A 19,595-nucleotide genomic window follows, 5' to 3' on the forward strand; every position below is an offset into this window, starting at 1 on the left:
ATTTTGCAATACAATTGTTCGGCGGTCGCATAACCCCACGGTGCAACGCCGTTAACTTGTACCCTGAACAATTGGAGCAAATAACCTACCGGCATGCGGATATACTAAAAAATAACTATTAGAATCTATTAGAAGGATGTGATTTTATGCATGAATTGATGAATATTGACATAGGACACCTGATAAGCGATCAAGACCAGGCCGGTTTTATTTCCCGGGCTGACTTCAATAACTTTGCCGCTAAATACGGGCAAGGATTTGAAGAATTTCAGGCCCCCCTGAGGGATAAAAAGTCACCTATTACACTTTCCCTGGGAGAGGCAAGCGCCATTACCGGGATCAAGGAGTTGGCCCAAAAGCTGCGCGAAAAATACGACAACATACTGCTTTTGGGTATTGGCGGTTCAGCACTGGGGGCCAAGGCAGTATTACAGTTTTTGCATGGACCTTTTTACAACCTGGAAAAGCACGGCAATCCGCGGATGTTCATACTGGATAACCTGGATCCCGTATTGGTAACCAAAGCACTGGGTGTTGTTGATATTACCAGGACCGCCCTCATTTACACCAGCAAATCAGGCTCCACCCCGGAAACAGCGGCCCAGTTTATTTTTTACTACAACAAATACAAAGAAGCAGGCGGCCGCCTGGAGGATATTGTCATCATCTGCGACCCCGGTGACAACGGCATCAATCACATCGCCCGGCAGCTGGGCTGCCACCTGTTGCATATCCCCCGGGACCTGCCCGGACGGTATTCCGTTTTATCCTCGGTGGGCTTTCTACCAGCTGAAATCACCGGCATTGATAGTGCCCGGCTGCTTGCCGGCGCGGCGGCGGCCCACCAATCCATCATTGATACCCCTTTAGAGCAAAACGCCATCTTTGCCCTGGGCACCTGTCTTTATGAGCTGGCCATGAAGGGTAAATCAATTCATGTGCTGTTTAATTACAGCAGCCTGTTGTTTGAATTTGGTTTGTGGTTCGTGCAACTTTGGGCTGAAAGCCTGGGCAAAAAATTGTCCCTGGACGGCCAGGTGGTCCACGCCGGCACTACGCCGCTGGCCAGCCTGGGGGCCACGGACCAGCACTCCATACTGCAGCTGTTCAAAGAAGGCCCCGCTGACAAGGTGCTGGGATTTGTGACAATAAACAGCCTGCCCATAGATGTCACGTTGCCCGAAGCATTCCCCGCGGAAAAAGAATACTCCTACTTTACAGGGCACACCATGGGTGAGCAGCTGGCCATTGAACAAATGGCCACCGAAATGAGCCTGGTGGGAGCAGGCAGGCCCTGCTACCGGCTCACCCTGCGGGATATATCCCCGGAGGTGTTGGGCGCACTGCTATATTTCTACGAAGCACTGGTAGTATACACAGCCAAATTGTGGCACATCAACCCCTTCGACCAGCCCGGCGTAGAAGAGGGCAAAAACATCACCTATGCCCTTATGGGACGCCAGGACTACAGCCAGCGCCGTCCGGATTACGAACAAGCTGTAGCACAGTTCAAACAACAAGGGGTCAGGCTTAAACTTTCTTAAACTAACTGCATTTTTGTAATATAACATTATATAAATATGGTCTTCTAAGCAACCCATACATGCATTGCCCGCCTAAACTCCATCTGTTAGATCACCTTTGGGGCAGGGAGTGTCTATTGGCACAACCCTGCCCCGGCGTCACCTATTTAGCTAAAAAACTTGGATTTCGAGCAATCGGACCATTGCCATTTTAAAAATTACCGGCACTTAGCAAAGAATAAACGGTGTTATGCAATACATTGTTACACACGCTGGCCTTACGATGCAACACCCATGATCATTTAATCAAGACGAACATGAAAATTGATTTTCAACCACCATTACCTGTAACTGTTAATGACTGGTAACCATTTTCTTATCAAACTCATTCCGGTCGCTGCCTGATTAGAATAAAAATAGCTAATAGCCAGCGCAAATCAAATTTTTCTCTTATCAAAATAAGCTTCACCAATTAAGAAGCAGACACTGAGTGCAGGTACTAAGTTAGATACGCACCATCAAGATTCAGCTAAAATAAACTTCTCCACCACCTCAGCCACTCCGCACTCATCATTGGTGCGGCAGACGTAATCAGCCCGCTCCCTGATTTCCGGGCGGGCATTGCCCACCACCACACCTAACCCGGCATAATCAATCATTTCCAGGTCGTTATAGCCGTCCCCCACCGCAATAATCTCCTCCCTGGCTACGCCATAATGCTCGGCAATTGCAGTCAAAGCATCCCCCTTGTTTCCCAGCGGGTGGGAAAACTCCAGAAAGTGAGGTTTAGACTTGGTAATATGCAATTTATCCCCGAACAAGGGCCGCACCTCAGCCAGCAGGCTATCAATTAACTCCTCCCGGGTAACCACCACTATCTTGGTGGGGTCCTGCTTCCGCTCCCGTAGAAAAGCCGTCAAATCCCCCACCTCTTCCATGGGAATGCGGGAAATGGCTGTGTACAGCTCGCTTTCCTTGGTTTGCCGTGCTATGTAGGGAATGTCATCCACGTAAATATTAATATGATAGCCATAACGGTTCACCAGTTCAATAACCTCCAGTGCCAGATCAAAAGGTACCGGCCGGTGGAATAAAACATCACCGGTCACGGCATGTTTCACCAGGGCCCCCTGGTAAGTCATTAAATACTCCTGCACTCCCAACTCCCGGGCAAAGGGCAGCGCCGAGCAAAACATCCGGCCCGTAGCCAGAGTTACCCGCACCCCCGCCTCCCGAGCCTGCTCAACTGCCCGGCGTGAACCTTTGGGCACCATTAAACGGGAATTCAGCATAGTATCATCCAGGTCAACAGCTAACAATTTATATTTGCGTTTACTCAATTTATAGACCTCCCAGCGGTATTGCCGTTTTTGCAGTCAACATCCATAAGTTAAATTATGCCACAATTTCGCCAACTACTCCAATAATTTTAAAAAGAACTACCCCCAACGAAGCCAATAATTAATGCTTTTAGGTTAACTCATAATTACTTCTAAATTTTATTAAGTTAAGCCATGACAAATAAAATAACTGGCTGTACAATGAATTAAACAGCAACAACCGTTAATGGCATTAGCAATTTTATAAACATAACTATTTGATTAAATTTTCTTAATCTTTGTTAATTTCTGTATCTATATAAAATATATAAGCTTAATCAATTAGAGAACAAATGTACTCTTGCATTAGCTTATTATCCCTTATTTGTTGAATTCGCTAATTTGCCAGAGCATGTGACGTTAGACATGGTTCTTTACCAATTAAGGTCCGCGATAATGATTATTCGCCCAAAATCAATTCTTGATTGAAAAAGATTAAACTGGAGTGGGGGTAATAAATATGCCTAAAGTTATCAGATCAGATGAAGTAGGAAATTATATTAAAGATGGTGCTGTAATTTATTCACCTGGCTTCGGGTTAGCGGGCTTCGCGGAAGAAGTAGCTGTCGGCATTAGACAAAGTTTCCAGGAAACAGGCCATCCTCGCGATTTGACACTTTATTACGCTACAGCTAATGGCAATTTCAAAGACCGTGGCGTAGCTCATTACGCCCTTGAAGGACTGCTAAAAAGATTGGTAGGGGGACACTTTGCGGTTCCCGGTCCCGCCATACAAAAGCTCATCATGGAGAATAAGGTGGAAGCCTATAATTTGCCCCAGGGCATATTTGTTACCATGTGTCGTAACATAGCCAGTAAGCGACCGGGGATCATTACAAAGGTCGGATTGGGTACTTTTGTTGATCCCCGGATAGACGGGGGTAAGCTCAACCAAAAAGCCAAGGAAAGCGACGATCTTGTTGAAATCATTCAGCTTGACAACGAGGAGTGGCTCTATTACAAACTCCCGAAACTCGACGTTGCTCTTGTCCGGGGTTCGGTGGCGGACGAACGCGGTAATATCAACGATTATCGTGAAGGCTTAGTTGTAGATGGTTTATCTGCGGCCATGGCAGCCAAAGCTAGTGGCGGTATTGTTATAGCTCAGGTGGAACATATAGTGCAAGCGGGAACGCTAAACCCCAAGCAAGTAATTATTCCGGGAATACTTGTTGATTACCTGGTCGTTGCCAAGCCGGAGTGGCATTATCAAACCAAGGGTACTTATTTTAACCCGGCCTTTACCGGCGAACTGAAACTTACTGTTGATTCGATCAAACCAATGGAACTAAATGAGCGGAAAGTCGTTTGCAGAAGAGCCGCTATGGAATTATCCCCTAATATTGTTGTTAACCTGGGGTTTGGAATGCCGGATGCTATTTCCAATGTGTGCGCGGAGGAAAAGGTTTCGGAACATTTGTACCTGACCACAGAAGCGGGCGCAATTGGCGGCATACCAGCGCGACATCTTGATTTTGGTCATGCCGTTAATGCCGATTGTATTATTGAAACGGGTTATCAATTTGATTTTTATGACGGGGGCGGGCTTGATATAGGATTTCTAGGTTTAGGTGAGGTCGACCGTTTTGGTAATGTCAACGTCAGCAAGCTCGGTGGGCGACCGATTGGCTGCGGCGGATTTATCAACATAACACAAAACGCTAAAAAAATAGTGTTTTGCGGGACGTTTACTAACGGAGCTGTTTTGGAGGCTGCGAATGGGAAACTAAATATTGTGCAAGAGGGAAAAAGGAAAAAGTTTGTAACAGATGTAGAACAAATAACCTTTAGCGGAAAGTATGCCGCTGCTATTGGCCAGCCGGTTTTATATGTAACCGAAAGAGCTGTTTTCCGGCTTACGCAGGAAGGACTGGAATTAATTGAAATTGCTCCGGGAGTTAATCTGGAAAATGACATTTTAAGGCACATGGATTTTAAACCCATTGTTAAAAATGTTAAATTAATGCCCCGTGGAATTTTTGAGAAAAACTGGGGTGGTTTGGCTAAAATACTTAAATCCCGTAGCAAGCAAAAAAAGCTAAATATTTTATCGGGCACCGTAAAGACCAAGGCCAGCAACTATTAATCGCAAGCCAGGCGGAGCAAAATTAAAAGGAAAAGAGATAGTTGGCTGGTTAGAAAAACCAGCTAATGACAAGGAAAGAAAGGGTAATTTTCGCTGTATCATTTAAGGCTAGGGTAAGCTTGCTTAGCTTACCCTAGCTGATACCTTACCCAACCTTAGATTTTCGACTGCACGAATTATTGCCTTACCCTCTACTCCCTCAGTCTCGAAAAAAATCATACACCGCCCGGGCCGCCCGGTGATTCATACCCGGTACCGCGGCCAGATCATCCAATTCGGCTGCCCGGATTTTTTCCACAGAACCGAAAGCTTTAAGCAGCTCCCGGCGGCGTACCGCACCGATACCATCAATTTCTTCCAGCATGGACTTGAGATTACGCTTGCCCCGTAGCTGGCGGTGGTAAGTCACGGCAAACCGGTGCGCTTCGTCCCTCAGCCGCTGCAACATTTGCAGAGCCGGAGAACCTTCGAGCAAGCGCACAGGCTCTGACCGGCCCGGCAGAAACACCAATTCTTCCTCCTTGGCCAGCCCGCAAACGGGTAGATGCCCGAAGCCCTGCTCCTCCATGGCCGCCACCGCCGAAGAAAGCTGCCCCTTGCCGCCGTCCACCACCAACAAATCGGGAAGCCGGTGAAACTTGGCGTCCCGGCTCGACATCTGCCCGGTGTTCACCAGCTCCCGTTCCTCCCGCCCCCGGGCCAGGCGGCGGCTGAGCACCTCCCGCATTGAGGCAAAATCATCCGGCCCGGTGACGGTTTTTATCTTAAACCGGCGATACTGCTGGGGTGCCGGTTTGCCTTCCTCGAATACCACCATGGAAGCCACCGGTTCCGCGCCCTGGGTATTGGAGATATCGTAGCATTCCAAACGCAGGGGCGGCCCCTTTAAGCCCAGAACGTCAGCCAACTGTTCCAGAGCCTTCCGCAAGTCATCCTTGCGTGCCGCCCGTCCGGTCTCCACTTCCTGCAACACCAGCAGGGCATTGCGGCCCGCCAGATCCACCAGCTGCTTTTTATCCCCCCGCCGGGGCCGGGCCAGGTAAACCCTCCCGCCCCGCTTCTCAGAGAGCCAATGTTCCAGCACCTCAACTTCCCCGCTCAAAACATTTTCCACCAGCACTTCCCGGGGGATAAACTCGGCCTGCAGGTAATATTGCTTAATGAAACCTGTAAGCACCTCATCCCGCCCCATATCCCCTGTGCCGCCCACTAAAAAATGTTCCCGCCCGATGAGTTTGCCACCCCGCACAAAGAACACCATCACGCAGGCTTCGTCCTGCCCTCGGGCCATGGCCAGCACGTCTCGATCATTTAAGTCGGCAGCCACTATCTTTTGCCGCTCCATCACCTTTTCCACAGCCTGCAGCTGATCCCGCAGTTCCGCGGCCCGCTCAAACTCCAGGTTTTCCGCCGCCTCTTCCATACGCCGGCGCAGCTCCCGCACCAAATCCTCCTGCTTGCCCTCCATAAACAGCACCACCCCGTCCACCACCTTGCGGTATTCCTCCGGGGTTACCAGCCCGCAACAGGGTCCCAGGCACCGCTTGATATGCTGGTTGAGGCAAGGCCGGCTGCGCGGGGCCAGCACCCGCTGTTTGCACGTGCGCAATGGAAAAATGCGCTTCAACAGGCGTAGTGTTTCATGCACCGCGCCCACCTGAGTATAGGGACCAAAATATCGGGCCCCGTCCTTGACCACCCGCCGGGTAATAAACACTCTGGGAAATTGTTCATTGGTGGTTACCTTTATATAAGGATAACTTTTGTCGTCCTTGAGAAAAACATTGTAGCGGGGGCGATGCTCTTTGATTAAATTGGACTCCAGGATCAGTGCCTCAACCTCGGAATCGGTGGTAATATACTCAAAATCCCTGGCCCGCTCCATCATGGCCCGCACCTTGGCCTGGCGCTCCGCCACAGCGCTGAAGTAAGACCGTACACGGTTCTTCAACGACACCGCCTTGCCCACATATATAATCTGCCCCCCGCCATCCCGAAACAAATACACCCCCGGGCTCTCGGGCAGCTGAGCCAGCTTCTCCCGCACGCGATTACCTCCTTGGGGTCAGGCTTTAACTTTATTAAACTAACTATATTATTACAATATGTAGATTATGTAGTTAATTTAAGAAAGTTTAAGCCTGACCCCTTATGCTGTTCCACCCATTTAACGGATTTAGAAGTGGTTACTTCACTGCAACCTAGGTACCTCGCAACGTCCCGCAGACGATGGCCCGCCTGGCGACAGGCTAGGTAGGCAAACAACCGACGGGCTAGTACCGCCCGGCTCCCCCGGCCGGTCCCCAAAACCAGCTCAGGTTGCACATCCAGATCAAGGCATAGCCGGTCCATGATGTCCTCCAAGCTGTGCTGCAACATAGATGGGTGCCTGGGACATTTCTCCGGGGATGAAACCTCCACGGTTTCTTTGAGTACCCTAGCGCTGAATTGCCCGGCCTCGGCAGAGCTTTCCGGGCGGGGAATGGATTCAGACATCAGCTGGTAATCATCGATTACCGTTCCACCGTATGCAGCCAATAGCTGTTTGATGAAGCCCGTTTTAATAAAAGATTGTACATTGTAAAAATAGCTTTTGCAACTGGACCAAGTATACTTTGTGGGCTCGTCTACCAAACCGGCCTTTACCGGGTTCAAATGAATATAACGGATCAAATCCAACAAGTATTCGTCTGTGTCTACATAAATGCTTTTGTAACGCCCCTGAAACACATGTCCCACCAACTGCTGCTCTTTGTTGAAATACTGTGTATAGGTCTGCTGCAGCCCTTGCATAAATTTAGCAAGCGGAGTTTCGCCCATCTTTAATAACATGTGTACGTGATTGGGCATCAACGCGTACCCGTGCACCTCAACATTGTAGCGCTGGCTATAATGACGCATTAACCGCAGGTACGTTATATAATCCTCTTTTTCTTTGAATATATACTGTTTACGGTTGCCGCGGGCCATCACATGATAAAAAGCCCCCGGCAAATGCAACCTCGGTTGACGGGGCATATCATAATTCCTCCCAACAAAGTAATTCTTTAGACATCATTATAGCACAGGTGTTCTGTCTGTGAAATAGGGAGAAATTAGTTTAGATTTAAATCATATCAATTTATTGCCATACGCCTATATTGATTATGGTTACCAAGGAGTCTGGTCAAAAAGTCCAATATAATCCCGTTAACAACTAAATATTGCACGGGCACCGATAATATTAGTCCATATGTTGATATTTAAGCTTACACAAATGTTTTTTGTCCAAACTCCTGGACTAAATATTAATCTAAAATGCCCTTAATCGCATATAGCTCAAATGGCAGAGTTTCGCCACATGGGGATTAGCTTTTTAAAGTAAGTTTAATTAAGTTAAATCTAACCCTCTTATGCTGATATAGAGCCTGATACTCTAACCCGGTCAATCGGATATTGCTCAAATAGTAGCGAATTACCACGGGATCTACATTCTTTTACATTCTTGAAGTTAGTTTAATAAAGTTTAAGCCTGACCCCTTAAAAAGCGGGCGGTGTGGGAGACGGTGGATTGGGCCATCTCCTCGGGAGTGCCGGTGGCCAGTATTTCGCCGCCTCGGTGGCCGCCTTCGGGGCCCAGGTCGATGATGTAGTCCGCGGTTTTGATGACGTCCAGGTTATGCTCGATCACCAGCACGGTGTCGCCGGCGTCCACCAGACGGTGCAGCACGTTGAGCAACCGGTGAATGTCCGCGATGTGCAGGCCGGTGGTGGGCTCATCCAGGATGTAAAGCGTCTTGCCGTTGGAGCGCCGGGACAGCTCGGTGGCCAGTTTGACCCGCTGGGCCTCACCCCCGGACAGCTCGGGTGCGGGCTGGCCCAGGCGGATGTATCCCAATCCCACGTCAAACAACGTCTGCAGCTTGCGCTGTATTTTTGGAAGATGCTGGAAAAATTCCAAGGCCTGCTCCACCGTCATGTTCAGCACATCGGAAATGCTCTTGCCTTTATACTTAACCTCCAAAGTCTCCCGGTTATATCGTTTGCCCTTGCACACTTCACAGGGCACGTAAACATCGGGTAAAAAGTGCATTTCTATTTTAATGATCCCATCCCCCCGGCAGGCCTCGCAGCGCCCCCCTTTGACGTTGAAGCTGAACCGTCCCGGCCGGTAACCCCGGGCCCTGGCCTCGGGGGTTTGGGCATACAAATCCCGAATGTCGGTAAACACCCCGGTATAGGTGGCAGGATTGGAGCGGGGTGTACGCCCGATGGGCGACTGGTTCACATCGATAACTTTATCCAGGTGCTCCAGCCCCTGGATTTCCCCGCATACTCCAGGCTTTGCCTTGGCCCGGTGCAGCTCCTGGGCCAGCTTTTTATAGAGAATTTCGTTCACCAGAGTGCTTTTACCCGAACCGGATACCCCCGTGATACATATAAACAGCCCCAGGGGAAAGGTTACATCGATATTCTTTAAATTATGTTCGCTGGCCCCCACCACAGTAATCGATTTACCATTGGGTTGGCGGCGCACTGCGGGCACTGGGATAAATTTTTGACCGCTCAGGTACTGGCCGGTGATCGATTCGGGCACCTCCATGATATCCTTTACCGTACCGCTGGCCACCAAATGACCGCCGTGCTCTCCGGCTCCCGGCCCAATATCAATGATGTGATCGGCAGCATAAATGGTCTCCTCATCGTGCTCCACCACAATCAGTGTGTTGCCCAGGTCCCGCAGCCGCTCCAAGGTCTCCAGCAGCCGCTGGTTGTCCCGCTGGTGCAGCCCAATGCTGGGTTCGTCCAAAATATACAGCACCCCCATCAGGCCGCTGCCAATCTGGGTGGCCAGCCGAATACGCTGGGCTTCGCCGCCGGAAAGTGTGCCCGCGGCCCGGTCCAAAGTCAGGTAATCCAGACCCACGTTAACCAAAAACCCCAGCCGGGCGTCAAGTTCCTTAAGAATCTGCCGGGCAATGAGCCGCTCCCGCTCGCTCAGTTCCAAACCCTGCAAAAAGCTGTGCGCCTCCAGTACCGGCATAGCGGTTACTTCATTAATGGAAAAACCGCCCACCTTTACCGCCAGCGCCTCGGGTTTGAGCCTGGCCCCGTTGCAGACCGGGCAGGGGCGGGTGCTCATGTACTGCTCGATTTCCTCCCGCATGTAGTCCGAATTAGTTTCCCGGTACCGGCGGTTCAGGTTATTAATTACTCCCTCAAAGGGCACCCGGTAACTGTGCTCAATGCCCATTGCATTGGACAGGGTCATTTTAATAATGTCCCGGCCCGTGCCGTAAAGCAGTTTGTCCAAGTGCGCCGGGTCCATCTCCCGCACCGGAGTGTCCAGATCAAACCCGTAGTGCTGCGCCACAGCATCAAGATAACGCATGCCGTTTAAGCTCTTTAACCAGGGCTCGATAGCCCCCTGATGCACCGATAAATTTTTATCAGGGATCACCAGGTCCGGGTCGAGCTCCATTTTAAACCCCAGCCCGGTGCACTCGGGGCAAGCCCCGAAGGGATTGTTAAAAGAAAACAGCCGTGGGGCAATTTCGGTGATACTAATACCGCAGTCGGTGCAGGCAAAGTTTTCGCTAAACACAATTTCCTCGCCGTCCACCACGGCAGCCACGGCCACACCTTCCCCGTGCTTAAGGGCCGTTTCCAGGGAATCGGCCAGCCGCTTGGCCGAGCCCGGCCGGATAACCACCCGGTCCACCACTATTTCAATGGAATGCTTTTTATTTTTTTCCAATTTGATATCATCATTGACATCCAGTACTTCGCCGTCCACCCGTACCCTGACGAAGCCCTCCCGGCGGATTTCTTCCAGTAATTTGACGTGCTCGCCCTTTCTGCCCCTCACCACCGGTGCCAACAGCTGAAGTCTAGTACCCTCGGGCATGGCCAGCAGCTGATCCACAATTTGCTGCACTGTCTGGCGGGCAATGGGTTTGCCGCACCTGGGGCAATGGGGCCGCCCGGCCCGGGCGAACAGCAGCCGCAGGTAGTCGTATATCTCGGTGACCGTACCCACTGTGGAGCGGGGATTGTTACTGGTGGTCTTCTGATCAATGGAAATAGCCGGGGACAGACCCTCAATATAATCAACATCAGGCTTATTCATCTGCCCTAAAAACTGCCTGGCATAGGCCGACAGTGACTCTACATAACGGCGCTGGCCCTCGGCGTATATAGTATCGAAGGCCAGGGAGGACTTGCCCGACCCCGACAGCCCGGTGATCACCACCAGTTTGTCCCGGGGGATTTCCACATTGATGTTCTTCAAGTTATGGGCGCGGGCGCCCCGGACCACAATTTTATCCTGCATAATTGCCTCCAAAATATAAAATCATCCGTACCACAGATTGCATAAAATAAACTAGTTACTGTAACGGGTGTAAAAGTGCTGACAAAAAAATGAACCTCTAAAACATTTTACTACATCAAATTATGCGGGCTTATGGTACAATTAGTAAACATGCCATTTGGCAACCCGCTATTTACAACGACAAATGTAATCAGCTATTTGTATAATATAATAAGCAGGAGGACTAATTAAAGGCATGATAGCCAGGGAGTCTATTTTATATATAGCAGTATTATCATTGCTAAGCCTTATTTTGTACATCATGAGCCCTGCATTGGCTATAGCACCGGTGCTGGTATTACTTTTTGTGATATTCTTTTTTCGCAATCCCCCCCGGCAGGTTACACCAAATAATAACCACATTCTATCTGCCGCCGACGGTACGGTCCAATCCATCCAGGAAATCGATGAAGATACCTTCATCAAAGGCAGGGCGATAAAAATAAGCATATTTTTATCCCTGCTCAATGCGCACATCAACCGGAGCCCGGTAAATGGCCAGATAACCTATACCTCATACAGACCGGGCCAATACCTGCCGGCTTTTAAAAGCCACGCTTCCGACATTAACGAAAGAAACACCCTGGGCATAGAAAACGGCCCTATTAAAATACTGGTCCACCAGATTACCGGTTTTGTGGCCAGGCGCATCGTTTGCTATAACCAAAAGGGTGATTACTTACAGCAAGGGCAAATTTTCGGGCTGATTAAATTTGGTTCCTGCACGGAAATAGTTGTACCGGCCGACATCCAGATACTGGTGCAAAAAGGCCAGAAGGTACAGGCGGGAATAACCGTCATAGGAGTGTTAAAGAATGATTAACGTAAACGGCAACTCGCCCCTGACCCAGCTGCCCAACGTGTTAACCCTGTGCAATATAACTATGGGCCTAAGCTCCATTATAACCGCTTCTTTCGGTAATTTTACCCTGGCTGGTCTGCTGATTATTATCGGAGCATTTTTTGACCGCCTGGACGGTCACGTGGCCCGTAAATATCGGATGACCAGCGAAATGGGCAAGCAATTGGATTCACTGGCCGACGTGATTACCTTTGGTCTGGCCCCGGCCATTACCATGTTTCTGCTCAGTTTTACCGATACCGTTGTCCTGGGCTTTATCATTACCGTTATATTTGTTACCTGTGGAGCGTACCGGCTGGCTCGCTTCAATATCCTTAACTATTCAGATGTTTTTATCGGCATGCCCATTACCGTAGCCGGCTTTTTACTGGCCCTGCTGACTTTATTTCAAACGCAAATGCCCATCCACCCCTACTGGACAGCGATAAGCATGCTGTTTTTAAGTTATTTGATGGTGTGCAAGCGGGAAATTAAAAAAGTATGACGGTGACAAAGAGTTATATGTCGCCTGGACTATGTCGGCGACAAACTAGTAATTAAAACAGTATGACGGTGGCTAAGCCGTTTCCGCCATTTTAAAGCCGTATTGGGCAAAATTTTTATCGAAAGTAAAGACCGTGTCCATACCCAGTCGCTCCATCACCGCAAAACTGATGGCATCTACAAGGGTACAATCCCCGCCCCGGCCGGAAAGCAGTATCTCCATAGCCCGCTTTTCATCCAATGCGCCGGCCTGCTCCACGGGCCAAATATTACTGCGCACCCACATCCTGGCCGCGTCCGGTCCCAGGCGGGCGGCCAGCAGCGCGTGGGTCTCCGCCAACAAATAATTGGTCAGAACCGGTAGTGCCCGCTGCCGCTGCATTTTCCTGAGACCGGCCACAGCGGCCCGGTGGTTTTGATCATCCCGGCAAAGCAGGGCAAACACGGTCCCAGAATCCACTAATACTCTTTCCATCAACCCAACTCCCCATCTGCCACACGGTGGTCATATTCCATAGCAACAGCATCAGCACGGCGGCGGTCCTCAAATATGCCCACCATATCCCAAATGGGATCGTTTTCACTAAGCGGTGCCACTTCGTAAACTTTTTTGAGCATCAGTGTATCACCCTTGACGGATACGGACAGGTGGGATCCTTTTTCCAACCGCAATTTATCCCGGTACTCCTTGGGCAAAGTAAGCTGTCCTTTGCTGGTCAGCTTCACTAATTCAGCTTGCATGCTGGGATTCCCCTTTCCTCCGGTATTCGAAACCTGGTCAGAAAGTCCAATATAATTCCGTTAACAACTAATACTGCAAAGATACCGATAATGTCAGCCCACATATTGGTATTTGAAGCTTGTACGAACGCTTTTTAACCAGGTTTATAGAAATACTTTTATTATGATGTAAACTTTTTTCCTCACACACCCAGTTCAGGTGTCAAATGCTGATATCCTTACCTATTTCCTTACTATACCAGAGGAAGTTTCTGGAATCAAGAGATGGTGCTGATCAATTAGTCAATGCAACACACATATCATAGTGAAAGTTTAAGAAAGTTTAAGCCTGACCCCTCAGCTCGATGATGGCGTCGCGAAGTTGGGCGGCCTGCTCGAATTCCAGGCGCCGGGCAGCTTCCTGCATTTCTTTCTCCAGGCGGGTCAGCAGCTTTTTAATTTCCTTTTTACTCAGCTTGCCGTTTTTGGCGTCTATAGCGACGTTGTAAACCGCCGGTGTTTCGGTCACCCTGGTGGCCTCGATAACACTATGCACCGCTTTGCGTACGGTTTGGGGGGTAATACCGTGGACCAGGTTATATTCGGTCTGCAGCTTGCGGCGGCGCTCGGTTTCCCCGATAGCTTTAGCCATAGAGTCGGTGATTTTGTCGGCATACAATATCACCTGCCCGTTGACGTTGCGGGCAGCCCGGCCGATGGTCTGGATCAGCGAGCGCTCGGAGCGCAGGTAGCCCTCTTTATCGGCATCCAGTATGGCCACCAGGCTCACCTCGGGCAAGTCCAGGCCCTCCCGCAGCAGGTTGATGCCCACCAGCACGTCAAAGGTACCCAACCGCAGATCCCGGATAATTTCCATGCGCTCAATAGTATGCACCTCCGAGTGCATATAGCGCACCCGAATGCCCGATTCCCGCAGGTAATCAGTAAGGTCTTCGGCCATCTTCTTGGTCAAAGTGGTGATTAACACCCGTTCCTGCCTGGCCACTCGCTGGTTGATTTCGCCGATTAAATCATCAATCTGGCCCCGGGTGGGCCGCACAAACAATTCGGGATCCACCAGGCCGGTGGGGCGGATAATCTGCTCCACCACCTGCCCGCTGTGCTCCTGTTCATAGGGGCCGGGGGTAGCGGATACATAAATTACCTGGCCCAGCCGTTCTTCAAATTCCTCAAAGGTGAGGGGACGGTTATCGAAGGCCGAGGGCAGCCGAAAACCATGCTCCACCAGCGATTCCTTGCGCGAGCGGTCCCCGGCGTACATAGCCCGCACCTGGGGAATGCTCACATGGGATTCATCAATAAACATTAAAAAGTCATCCGGGAAATAATCCAGCAGCGTGTATGGCGGCTGGCCGGGCTCCCGCCCGGTTAGGTGCCGGGAATAGTTTTCAATACCATTGCAGAAACCCATCTCCCGCATCATTTCTATATCGTACCTGGTTCGCTGCTCCAGCCGCTGAGCCTCCAGCAGCTTTTCCCGCCCCCGCAGCTCGGCCAGGCGCCGTTCAAGTTCCTCTTCAATACGGGCCACAGCAATATCCATACGTTCCCGGGAAATAGCGTAGTGGCTGGCCGGGAAAACCGAAACGTGCTGCCGCTCCCCGGTGATCTCACCGGTAAGCACATCGAATTCCAGCAGGCGCTCAATTTCATCGCCAAAAAAGTCCACCCGTATAGCCCGCTCGGAATTGCCCGCCGGGAATATTTCCACCACATCTCCCCGCACCCGGAAGGTGCCCCGGGTAAAGTTGACATCGTTGCGCTCGTACTGAATGTCCACCAGACGGCGCAGCACGGCGTCCCGGTCATATTCCGCCCCCCGGCGCAAGGAGAGCACCAGAGTGCTGTACTGTTCGGGGTCACCCAGGCCGTATATGCAGGACACACTGGCCACAATGATCACGTCACGGCGCTCGAACAGCGCACAGGTGGCCGAGTGGCGCAGTTTATCGATCTCGTCGTTAACAGAGGAATCTTTTTCAATATAAGTGTCGGTGTGGGGAATATATGCCTCGGGCTGGTAATAGTCGTAATAGCTTACAAAATACTCCACCGCGTTATTGGGAAAAAACTCCTTAAACTCACTGCACAACTGGGCAGCCAGTGTTTTATTATGGGCCAGCACCAGCGCGGGCCGCTGCACCCTCTGAATAACCTGGGCCATGGTATAGGTCTTGCCGCTGCCGGTCACTCCCAGCAAGGTCTGGTGTTTCAGTCCGTCACCGAGCCCCTCCACCAGCTCATTAATTGCCCGGGGCTGGTCACCCCGGGGCGCGTAGGAGGATTTCAATTCAAATTGCATAATTCTCACCCCGCTAAATTATATCACACCGGGCAACGGCAAAAAATTCACCTTAATTTAATATAAGGGTATTGATCGATATGCTTTTGAACTTATGAAATATGTTTCATAACCGGACAATAAGTTGTATAATAAAGTAAATGGACAAAATCAAAGAGGTGAATATCATGTCAGTACTGGAATATAACGAATTGACCCTGGACCATTTTCAAAATCCCCGCAATGTGGGGGTGGTGGAAAATAATAATGGCTATGGCAAGGTGGGCGAGGCCGGCTGTGGTGACATTTGCGAAATAACATTACGCATAGAAAAGGATGCCATCAAGGATATAAAATTCCGGGTCTACGGCTGCGCGGGAGCCATCGCCACCTCCAGCGTGGTCACCGAAATGACCAGGGGAAAAGATATTAATTACGCCTTACAATTAAACGATGACGATGTGGTGGAATACCTGGGCGGTCTGCCCGAAAAGAAAAAACACTGTTCCCTGTTGGCTATCAAAGCCATGCGTCAGGCTATTTACGACTACCTGCTGAACAGGCGTTTAAAGGAAAGCCAAATCAGCTCTAGAGAGGACTTTGATATTATAGACAATGAAATAATGCAGGAAATTATCAGCCGTTCCAACCAGACCTGATTTTTCCTGCATTACAATATCTACCGGGTGGCTTACATGTTTTAAATATTCCCTTTACTACAGCAAAAAGCATAGCAGATTTTCCGTAGTGCCAGGTGTTGAAAATTGAGAACGAGCTGGGGCATGGCCCAATAAGTAATTTTCGCTGTAGTATTAGAAAAATAATCAAGATGAAGACATAACTCACTCTATTTATTCCCCGGCCCCAATATTTTTCAGCAGCTGTATTACATCGGTACATCTATTGTCCTCCGCCAGCAGCAGCGCCGTCAAGCCGCTGCTGCTCACGGCATGGACATTGGCCCCCCGGGACAGCAGCAATTCCACAACACCTGCATGGCCGGCATGGGCCGCCACCATCAACGCTGTTACACCATCCTCGCTGCTTTCATTTACATCAACACCTGCGGACAGCAGTAATTTAAGTATATCAACATGGCCATTGTGTGCCGCAAGCATAAAAGCATTGGCGTCATACATTGTTTTAGCATCAAGTTTTATACCAGCTTCTAAAAATAGCTCTACAGCTCTGGTGTTACCCTCTTCCACACATTTTAAGAAAGTATCGTCATCATAGGAAATGTTCATTTGTTCTAATGCCGTACGGGCAGCTTCAGGGTTTCCTTTATAATTTGTAACCAAAATAAGTCATCCTTTCTGTATACCAAGCCAGGTGAGTAATTAACGGTTTTTATAATCAGACAATTAATCACCATCTTCACAGTTTAATTTTATCACACCGGGCAAGTCCTCTAATAAAGCCATTCATCTCTTCAATTGATTGGTGCCGGGTGTTAAAAGGTTGAAAATCTTAGATTTTCAACCTTTCAACACCCGGCACCAGCAGCTTTACTGGCCGCCTCCTTGCCCCTGTCCCCCCTGCTGGCCACCTTGTTCACCGTCCTGCTGGCCACCTTGCTGGCCTGCAGTTTCTATTTTCTTTACCTCACCATCTATCTGTACTTCCATTGTCTTACCATCCTGGGTGGTGATGCGCAGCGTTGTTTTACCCTGCTGTCCCTGCTGGCCTTGCTGAGCACTTTGACCCTGCTGGCCTTGCTGGTTTTGCTCATCCTCCTGGCTCTGCTGGTCATCCTGTCCCTGCTCGCCGCCCTGCTGTCCACTCTGTTGTTCACCCTGCGCCTGCTGTTGGCCGGCCTGTTCCTCCCGGGCTTTCTTTAATTCCTTCCAGCGTTCTTCCAATAAATATGCATTTTTAGCGGTTATAAGGCGCACCGGCACAACCCTGGCCGGCACGCTATAATCGCCGTTATTAAACTTATCGCCGTACTGCCAGTACCCGGTTCTGGCCAAACCCACCGCCGCCTCCAGGGCAAACCGCCCCAGCATCTCGGGCTGCAAATCCACCTCTGCATCATGTTCACCGCTGACAAGCCCCTTCGAAGCCTTTTCATCGGCCCCGGCACCCACGGTTAAAACACTTTTATCGAGCCCACCCATTTTTAAAAACTCCACAGCCGCCATAGCTAAAGTGCTGTCATTGGCCAATATTACGTCAATTCTTCCTTCCCTGCTCATAACCTCGGCCAGATTGGCGGCAACCGTGGACTGATCCCAGTTGGGGTGTTCATAAACTTCCACAATTTTAAAATCCTCTTGTCCCTGCAGCGCCGCCTGGTTGGCGGCGGTAATTTCCCGGGCTACCTGATCACGCGGGTCCCCCTGCAGTATAACCATATTTAATGGACGCTGCCGGGGCAGCTGGGCTACCACATTGTAATCCACCGCCCCGGTAACATTTGCCTGCCCACCGCTACTTCCCTGTCCGGCCCCGGCATTTTCCTGCTGCTCACCGCCACCCCCCTGACTTGCCCCATCCTGCTGTGTACTACCGGCACCCTGACCAGTCCCACCCTGTTGCTGCCCGCCCTGGCTAGCATCACCCTGACCACCATCCGGTCGAATAATGGTACCCGCCGGTGGTGGTGTAAATTGAATACCGCTTTGGGCCTCAGCTGCCCGGCTCAGTGCTTCTTGCACAAAACGGGCCTGCAGCCGCCCCACCATTGTGTGATCCGAGGCAATATAACCCTCTACAGGGGTGTTCACAGGCAGGTTCTCCAGAGCCACCACCTTGATGCCGGAACGGGCCAGGTTTTCCACCAGAACCTGCGCCGTGCCGGGATCAACCGGCTGCAACACCACTGCCTTGACCTGTTTATCAGCCAGCCCATTCAGCTGTTTTTGCTGTTCCGCCGGATCATTACGGGCATCCAGCCAGGTTACATCGGCATTCAACTGCTTCTTTTGCTCATCCACCACTTTTTTTATCGTTTTGTTACCATCCCGGTTCATATCCGCAAAAGCAAAGGCAATCTTTACCGGCGGCTCTGCAGGCTTACGCTGCGCTTCCTGATTGCTGCAGGCTGTCATTAAAAGCATCAATACCAACAGCAAAGCAGCGACAAGTAAGGCACATGTTTGATTTAAGCATAAATAGCTTTTTACCCTAGATTCACGCATTGAGCCACCTCCGGGCATGTTCCGTTATACGCTGGTAATAAGGTTACTAATTCCTTATTTTGCAAAAAAAACACGTGACGCCCTGGTGTAGCTTGCCTTGCAATCCAGTGCCAGGGAGCGCATTAACGTTATTACAAAGCTATATTTATGCTTTGCTGCACGGCAAGTCTTTATTCAAGGGCAGCCATGACGAAAACAGGAAAAATCATGCGTTATAATATCAATTTTGCAAAAAATTTATCCTCAAAAAAAGACAAACTATACCCGGAGCCAAATGCGGCAATAAATAGTGCTAAATATAACCAAACAGGCATAAGTATCTGGTATAATAGGTATAATCTGGGAGGTGTCTGTGTGTATAAAATTTACCTTGATCGCTTTCTAACATGGCTAACGCCTTTAAAAAAAGAACCGCCCGGGCTGCTGGAAGCTGTTAATTCGGCCAGGCGGGATTGGAAACAAGCTCAGTATGACATTAATTTTGTCAGTGATAGCAACCTTATTGATTATACAATACACAAGATCAAGGCCGGCGAAAGACAATATATGGCGCTGCTGCAAGAAGCCAGACAGCAAAGTATTACAGCCTGGCAGGAGGAACCGCAGTGCCCCTCTGCAACCTGCGAAGCACCCCAAACTTCAAAAGAAGGTCCACAGACCAGGGAAAAGATGATGGGACCATCTTTATAGCTGTATCGAGGCTGGCAAAGTAAATAATAATAAGCGCTTTGTTGCGTTCACATCC

General features: G+C 50.0%; 15 protein-coding genes. 6 read left to right on the top strand and 9 right to left on the bottom strand.

Going from position 1 to position 19,595, the window contains the following annotated elements; genetic code table 11:
* The first annotated feature begins 146 nt into the window (after positions 1–146).
* The gene (locus DESGI_RS20465; protein WP_006521393.1) at positions 147–1,544 is read left to right on the top strand and encodes a phosphoglucose isomerase-related protein; all 1,398 of its coding nucleotides are present in this window, start codon (positions 147–149) and stop codon (positions 1,542–1,544) included.
* 497 nt (positions 1,545–2,041) lie between these two features.
* Here DESGI_RS20465 and DESGI_RS20470 read toward each other — a convergent pair whose 3' ends face one another.
* Entirely contained in the window at positions 2,042–2,863 is an 822-nt protein-coding gene (locus DESGI_RS20470) for a Cof-type HAD-IIB family hydrolase (RefSeq protein ID WP_006521392.1), read from the bottom strand.
* Between the two features lie 499 nt (positions 2,864–3,362).
* Between DESGI_RS20470 and DESGI_RS20475 the strand changes: the two genes are divergently transcribed.
* Positions 3,363–4,988, top strand: a complete 1,626-nt coding sequence (locus tag DESGI_RS20475; RefSeq protein ID WP_006521391.1) for an acyl CoA:acetate/3-ketoacid CoA transferase — start codon at positions 3,363–3,365, stop codon at positions 4,986–4,988.
* A 199-nt stretch (positions 4,989–5,187) separates the two neighbouring features.
* Here DESGI_RS20475 and uvrC read toward each other — a convergent pair whose 3' ends face one another.
* The 3 genes from uvrC to uvrA form a co-directional block, all read right to left on the bottom strand.
* On the bottom strand, positions 5,188–7,035 hold the full coding sequence (uvrC, locus tag DESGI_RS20480) for an excinuclease ABC subunit UvrC (protein WP_006521390.1): 1,848 nt from the start codon (positions 7,033–7,035) through the stop codon (positions 5,188–5,190).
* A 65-nt stretch (positions 7,036–7,100) separates the two neighbouring features.
* Positions 7,101–8,006 carry a transposase gene (locus DESGI_RS23425; RefSeq protein ID WP_006521389.1) on the bottom strand — a complete coding sequence of 302 codons (906 nt, stop codon included), beginning with the start codon at positions 8,004–8,006 and terminating at the stop codon, positions 7,101–7,103.
* 487 nt (positions 8,007–8,493) lie between these two features.
* The gene (uvrA, locus tag DESGI_RS20490; RefSeq protein ID WP_006521388.1) at positions 8,494–11,301 is read right to left on the bottom strand and encodes an excinuclease ABC subunit UvrA; all 2,808 of its coding nucleotides are present in this window, start codon (positions 11,299–11,301) and stop codon (positions 8,494–8,496) included.
* A 235-nt stretch (positions 11,302–11,536) separates the two neighbouring features.
* Here uvrA and DESGI_RS20495 point away from each other — a divergent pair, with 235 nt between their 5' ends.
* Together DESGI_RS20495 and pssA are read left to right on the top strand one after the other, a co-directional pair.
* Entirely contained in the window at positions 11,537–12,163 is a 627-nt protein-coding gene (locus DESGI_RS20495; protein WP_006521387.1) for a phosphatidylserine decarboxylase family protein, read from the top strand.
* Positions 12,156–12,686 carry a CDP-diacylglycerol--serine O-phosphatidyltransferase gene (pssA, locus tag DESGI_RS20500; RefSeq protein WP_006521386.1) on the top strand — a complete coding sequence of 177 codons (531 nt, stop codon included), beginning with the start codon at positions 12,156–12,158 and terminating at the stop codon, positions 12,684–12,686. Before DESGI_RS20495 ends, pssA begins: the two co-directional genes overlap by 8 nt.
* 72 nt (positions 12,687–12,758) lie before the next feature.
* Here pssA and DESGI_RS20505 read toward each other — a convergent pair whose 3' ends face one another.
* The 3 genes from DESGI_RS20505 to uvrB all read right to left on the bottom strand — a co-directional run bounded on the left by DESGI_RS20505 (position 12,759) and on the right by uvrB (position 15,728).
* Positions 12,759–13,160 carry a type II toxin-antitoxin system VapC family toxin gene (locus DESGI_RS20505; protein ID WP_006521385.1) on the bottom strand — a complete coding sequence of 134 codons (402 nt, stop codon included), beginning with the start codon at positions 13,158–13,160 and terminating at the stop codon, positions 12,759–12,761.
* Positions 13,160–13,426 (bottom strand): AbrB/MazE/SpoVT family DNA-binding domain-containing protein, encoded by a 267-nt coding sequence (locus DESGI_RS20510; protein WP_006521384.1) that lies wholly within the window; start codon positions 13,424–13,426, stop codon positions 13,160–13,162. Before DESGI_RS20510 ends, DESGI_RS20505 begins: the two co-directional genes overlap by 1 nt.
* A 322-nt stretch (positions 13,427–13,748) precedes the next feature.
* A complete protein-coding gene (gene uvrB, locus DESGI_RS20515; protein ID WP_006521383.1) occupies positions 13,749–15,728 on the bottom strand; it encodes an excinuclease ABC subunit UvrB in 1,980 nt (659 codons plus the stop codon).
* A gap of 167 nt (positions 15,729–15,895) precedes the next feature.
* On the opposite strand from uvrB, the gene DESGI_RS20520 reads away from it, so the two are divergent.
* Complete coding sequence (locus tag DESGI_RS20520; protein ID WP_006521382.1) at positions 15,896–16,366, top strand: iron-sulfur cluster assembly scaffold protein; 471 nt, start codon at positions 15,896–15,898, stop codon at positions 16,364–16,366.
* Positions 16,367–16,558: 192 nt separating this feature from the next.
* On the opposite strand, the gene DESGI_RS20525 is transcribed toward DESGI_RS20520, so the two are convergent.
* Both DESGI_RS20525 and DESGI_RS23430 read right to left on the bottom strand, forming a co-directional pair.
* Positions 16,559–17,008, bottom strand: a complete 450-nt coding sequence (locus tag DESGI_RS20525; RefSeq protein WP_006521381.1) for an ankyrin repeat domain-containing protein — start codon at positions 17,006–17,008, stop codon at positions 16,559–16,561.
* Positions 17,009–17,215: 207 nt separating this feature from the next.
* Positions 17,216–18,850 carry a sugar ABC transporter substrate-binding protein gene (locus tag DESGI_RS23430; RefSeq protein ID WP_006521380.1) on the bottom strand — a complete coding sequence of 545 codons (1,635 nt, stop codon included), beginning with the start codon at positions 18,848–18,850 and terminating at the stop codon, positions 17,216–17,218.
* A gap of 354 nt (positions 18,851–19,204) precedes the next feature.
* Between DESGI_RS23430 and DESGI_RS24935 the strand changes: the two genes are divergently transcribed.
* Positions 19,205–19,540, top strand: a complete 336-nt coding sequence (locus tag DESGI_RS24935; RefSeq protein WP_157872836.1) for a DUF2508 family protein — start codon at positions 19,205–19,207, stop codon at positions 19,538–19,540.
* The last annotated feature ends 55 nt before the right edge of the window (positions 19,541–19,595 follow it).

This window comes from Desulfoscipio gibsoniae DSM 7213 (assembly GCF_000233715.2).
In the GTDB taxonomy this organism is placed as follows: domain Bacteria; phylum Bacillota; class Desulfotomaculia; order Desulfotomaculales; family Desulfallaceae; genus Sporotomaculum; species Sporotomaculum gibsoniae.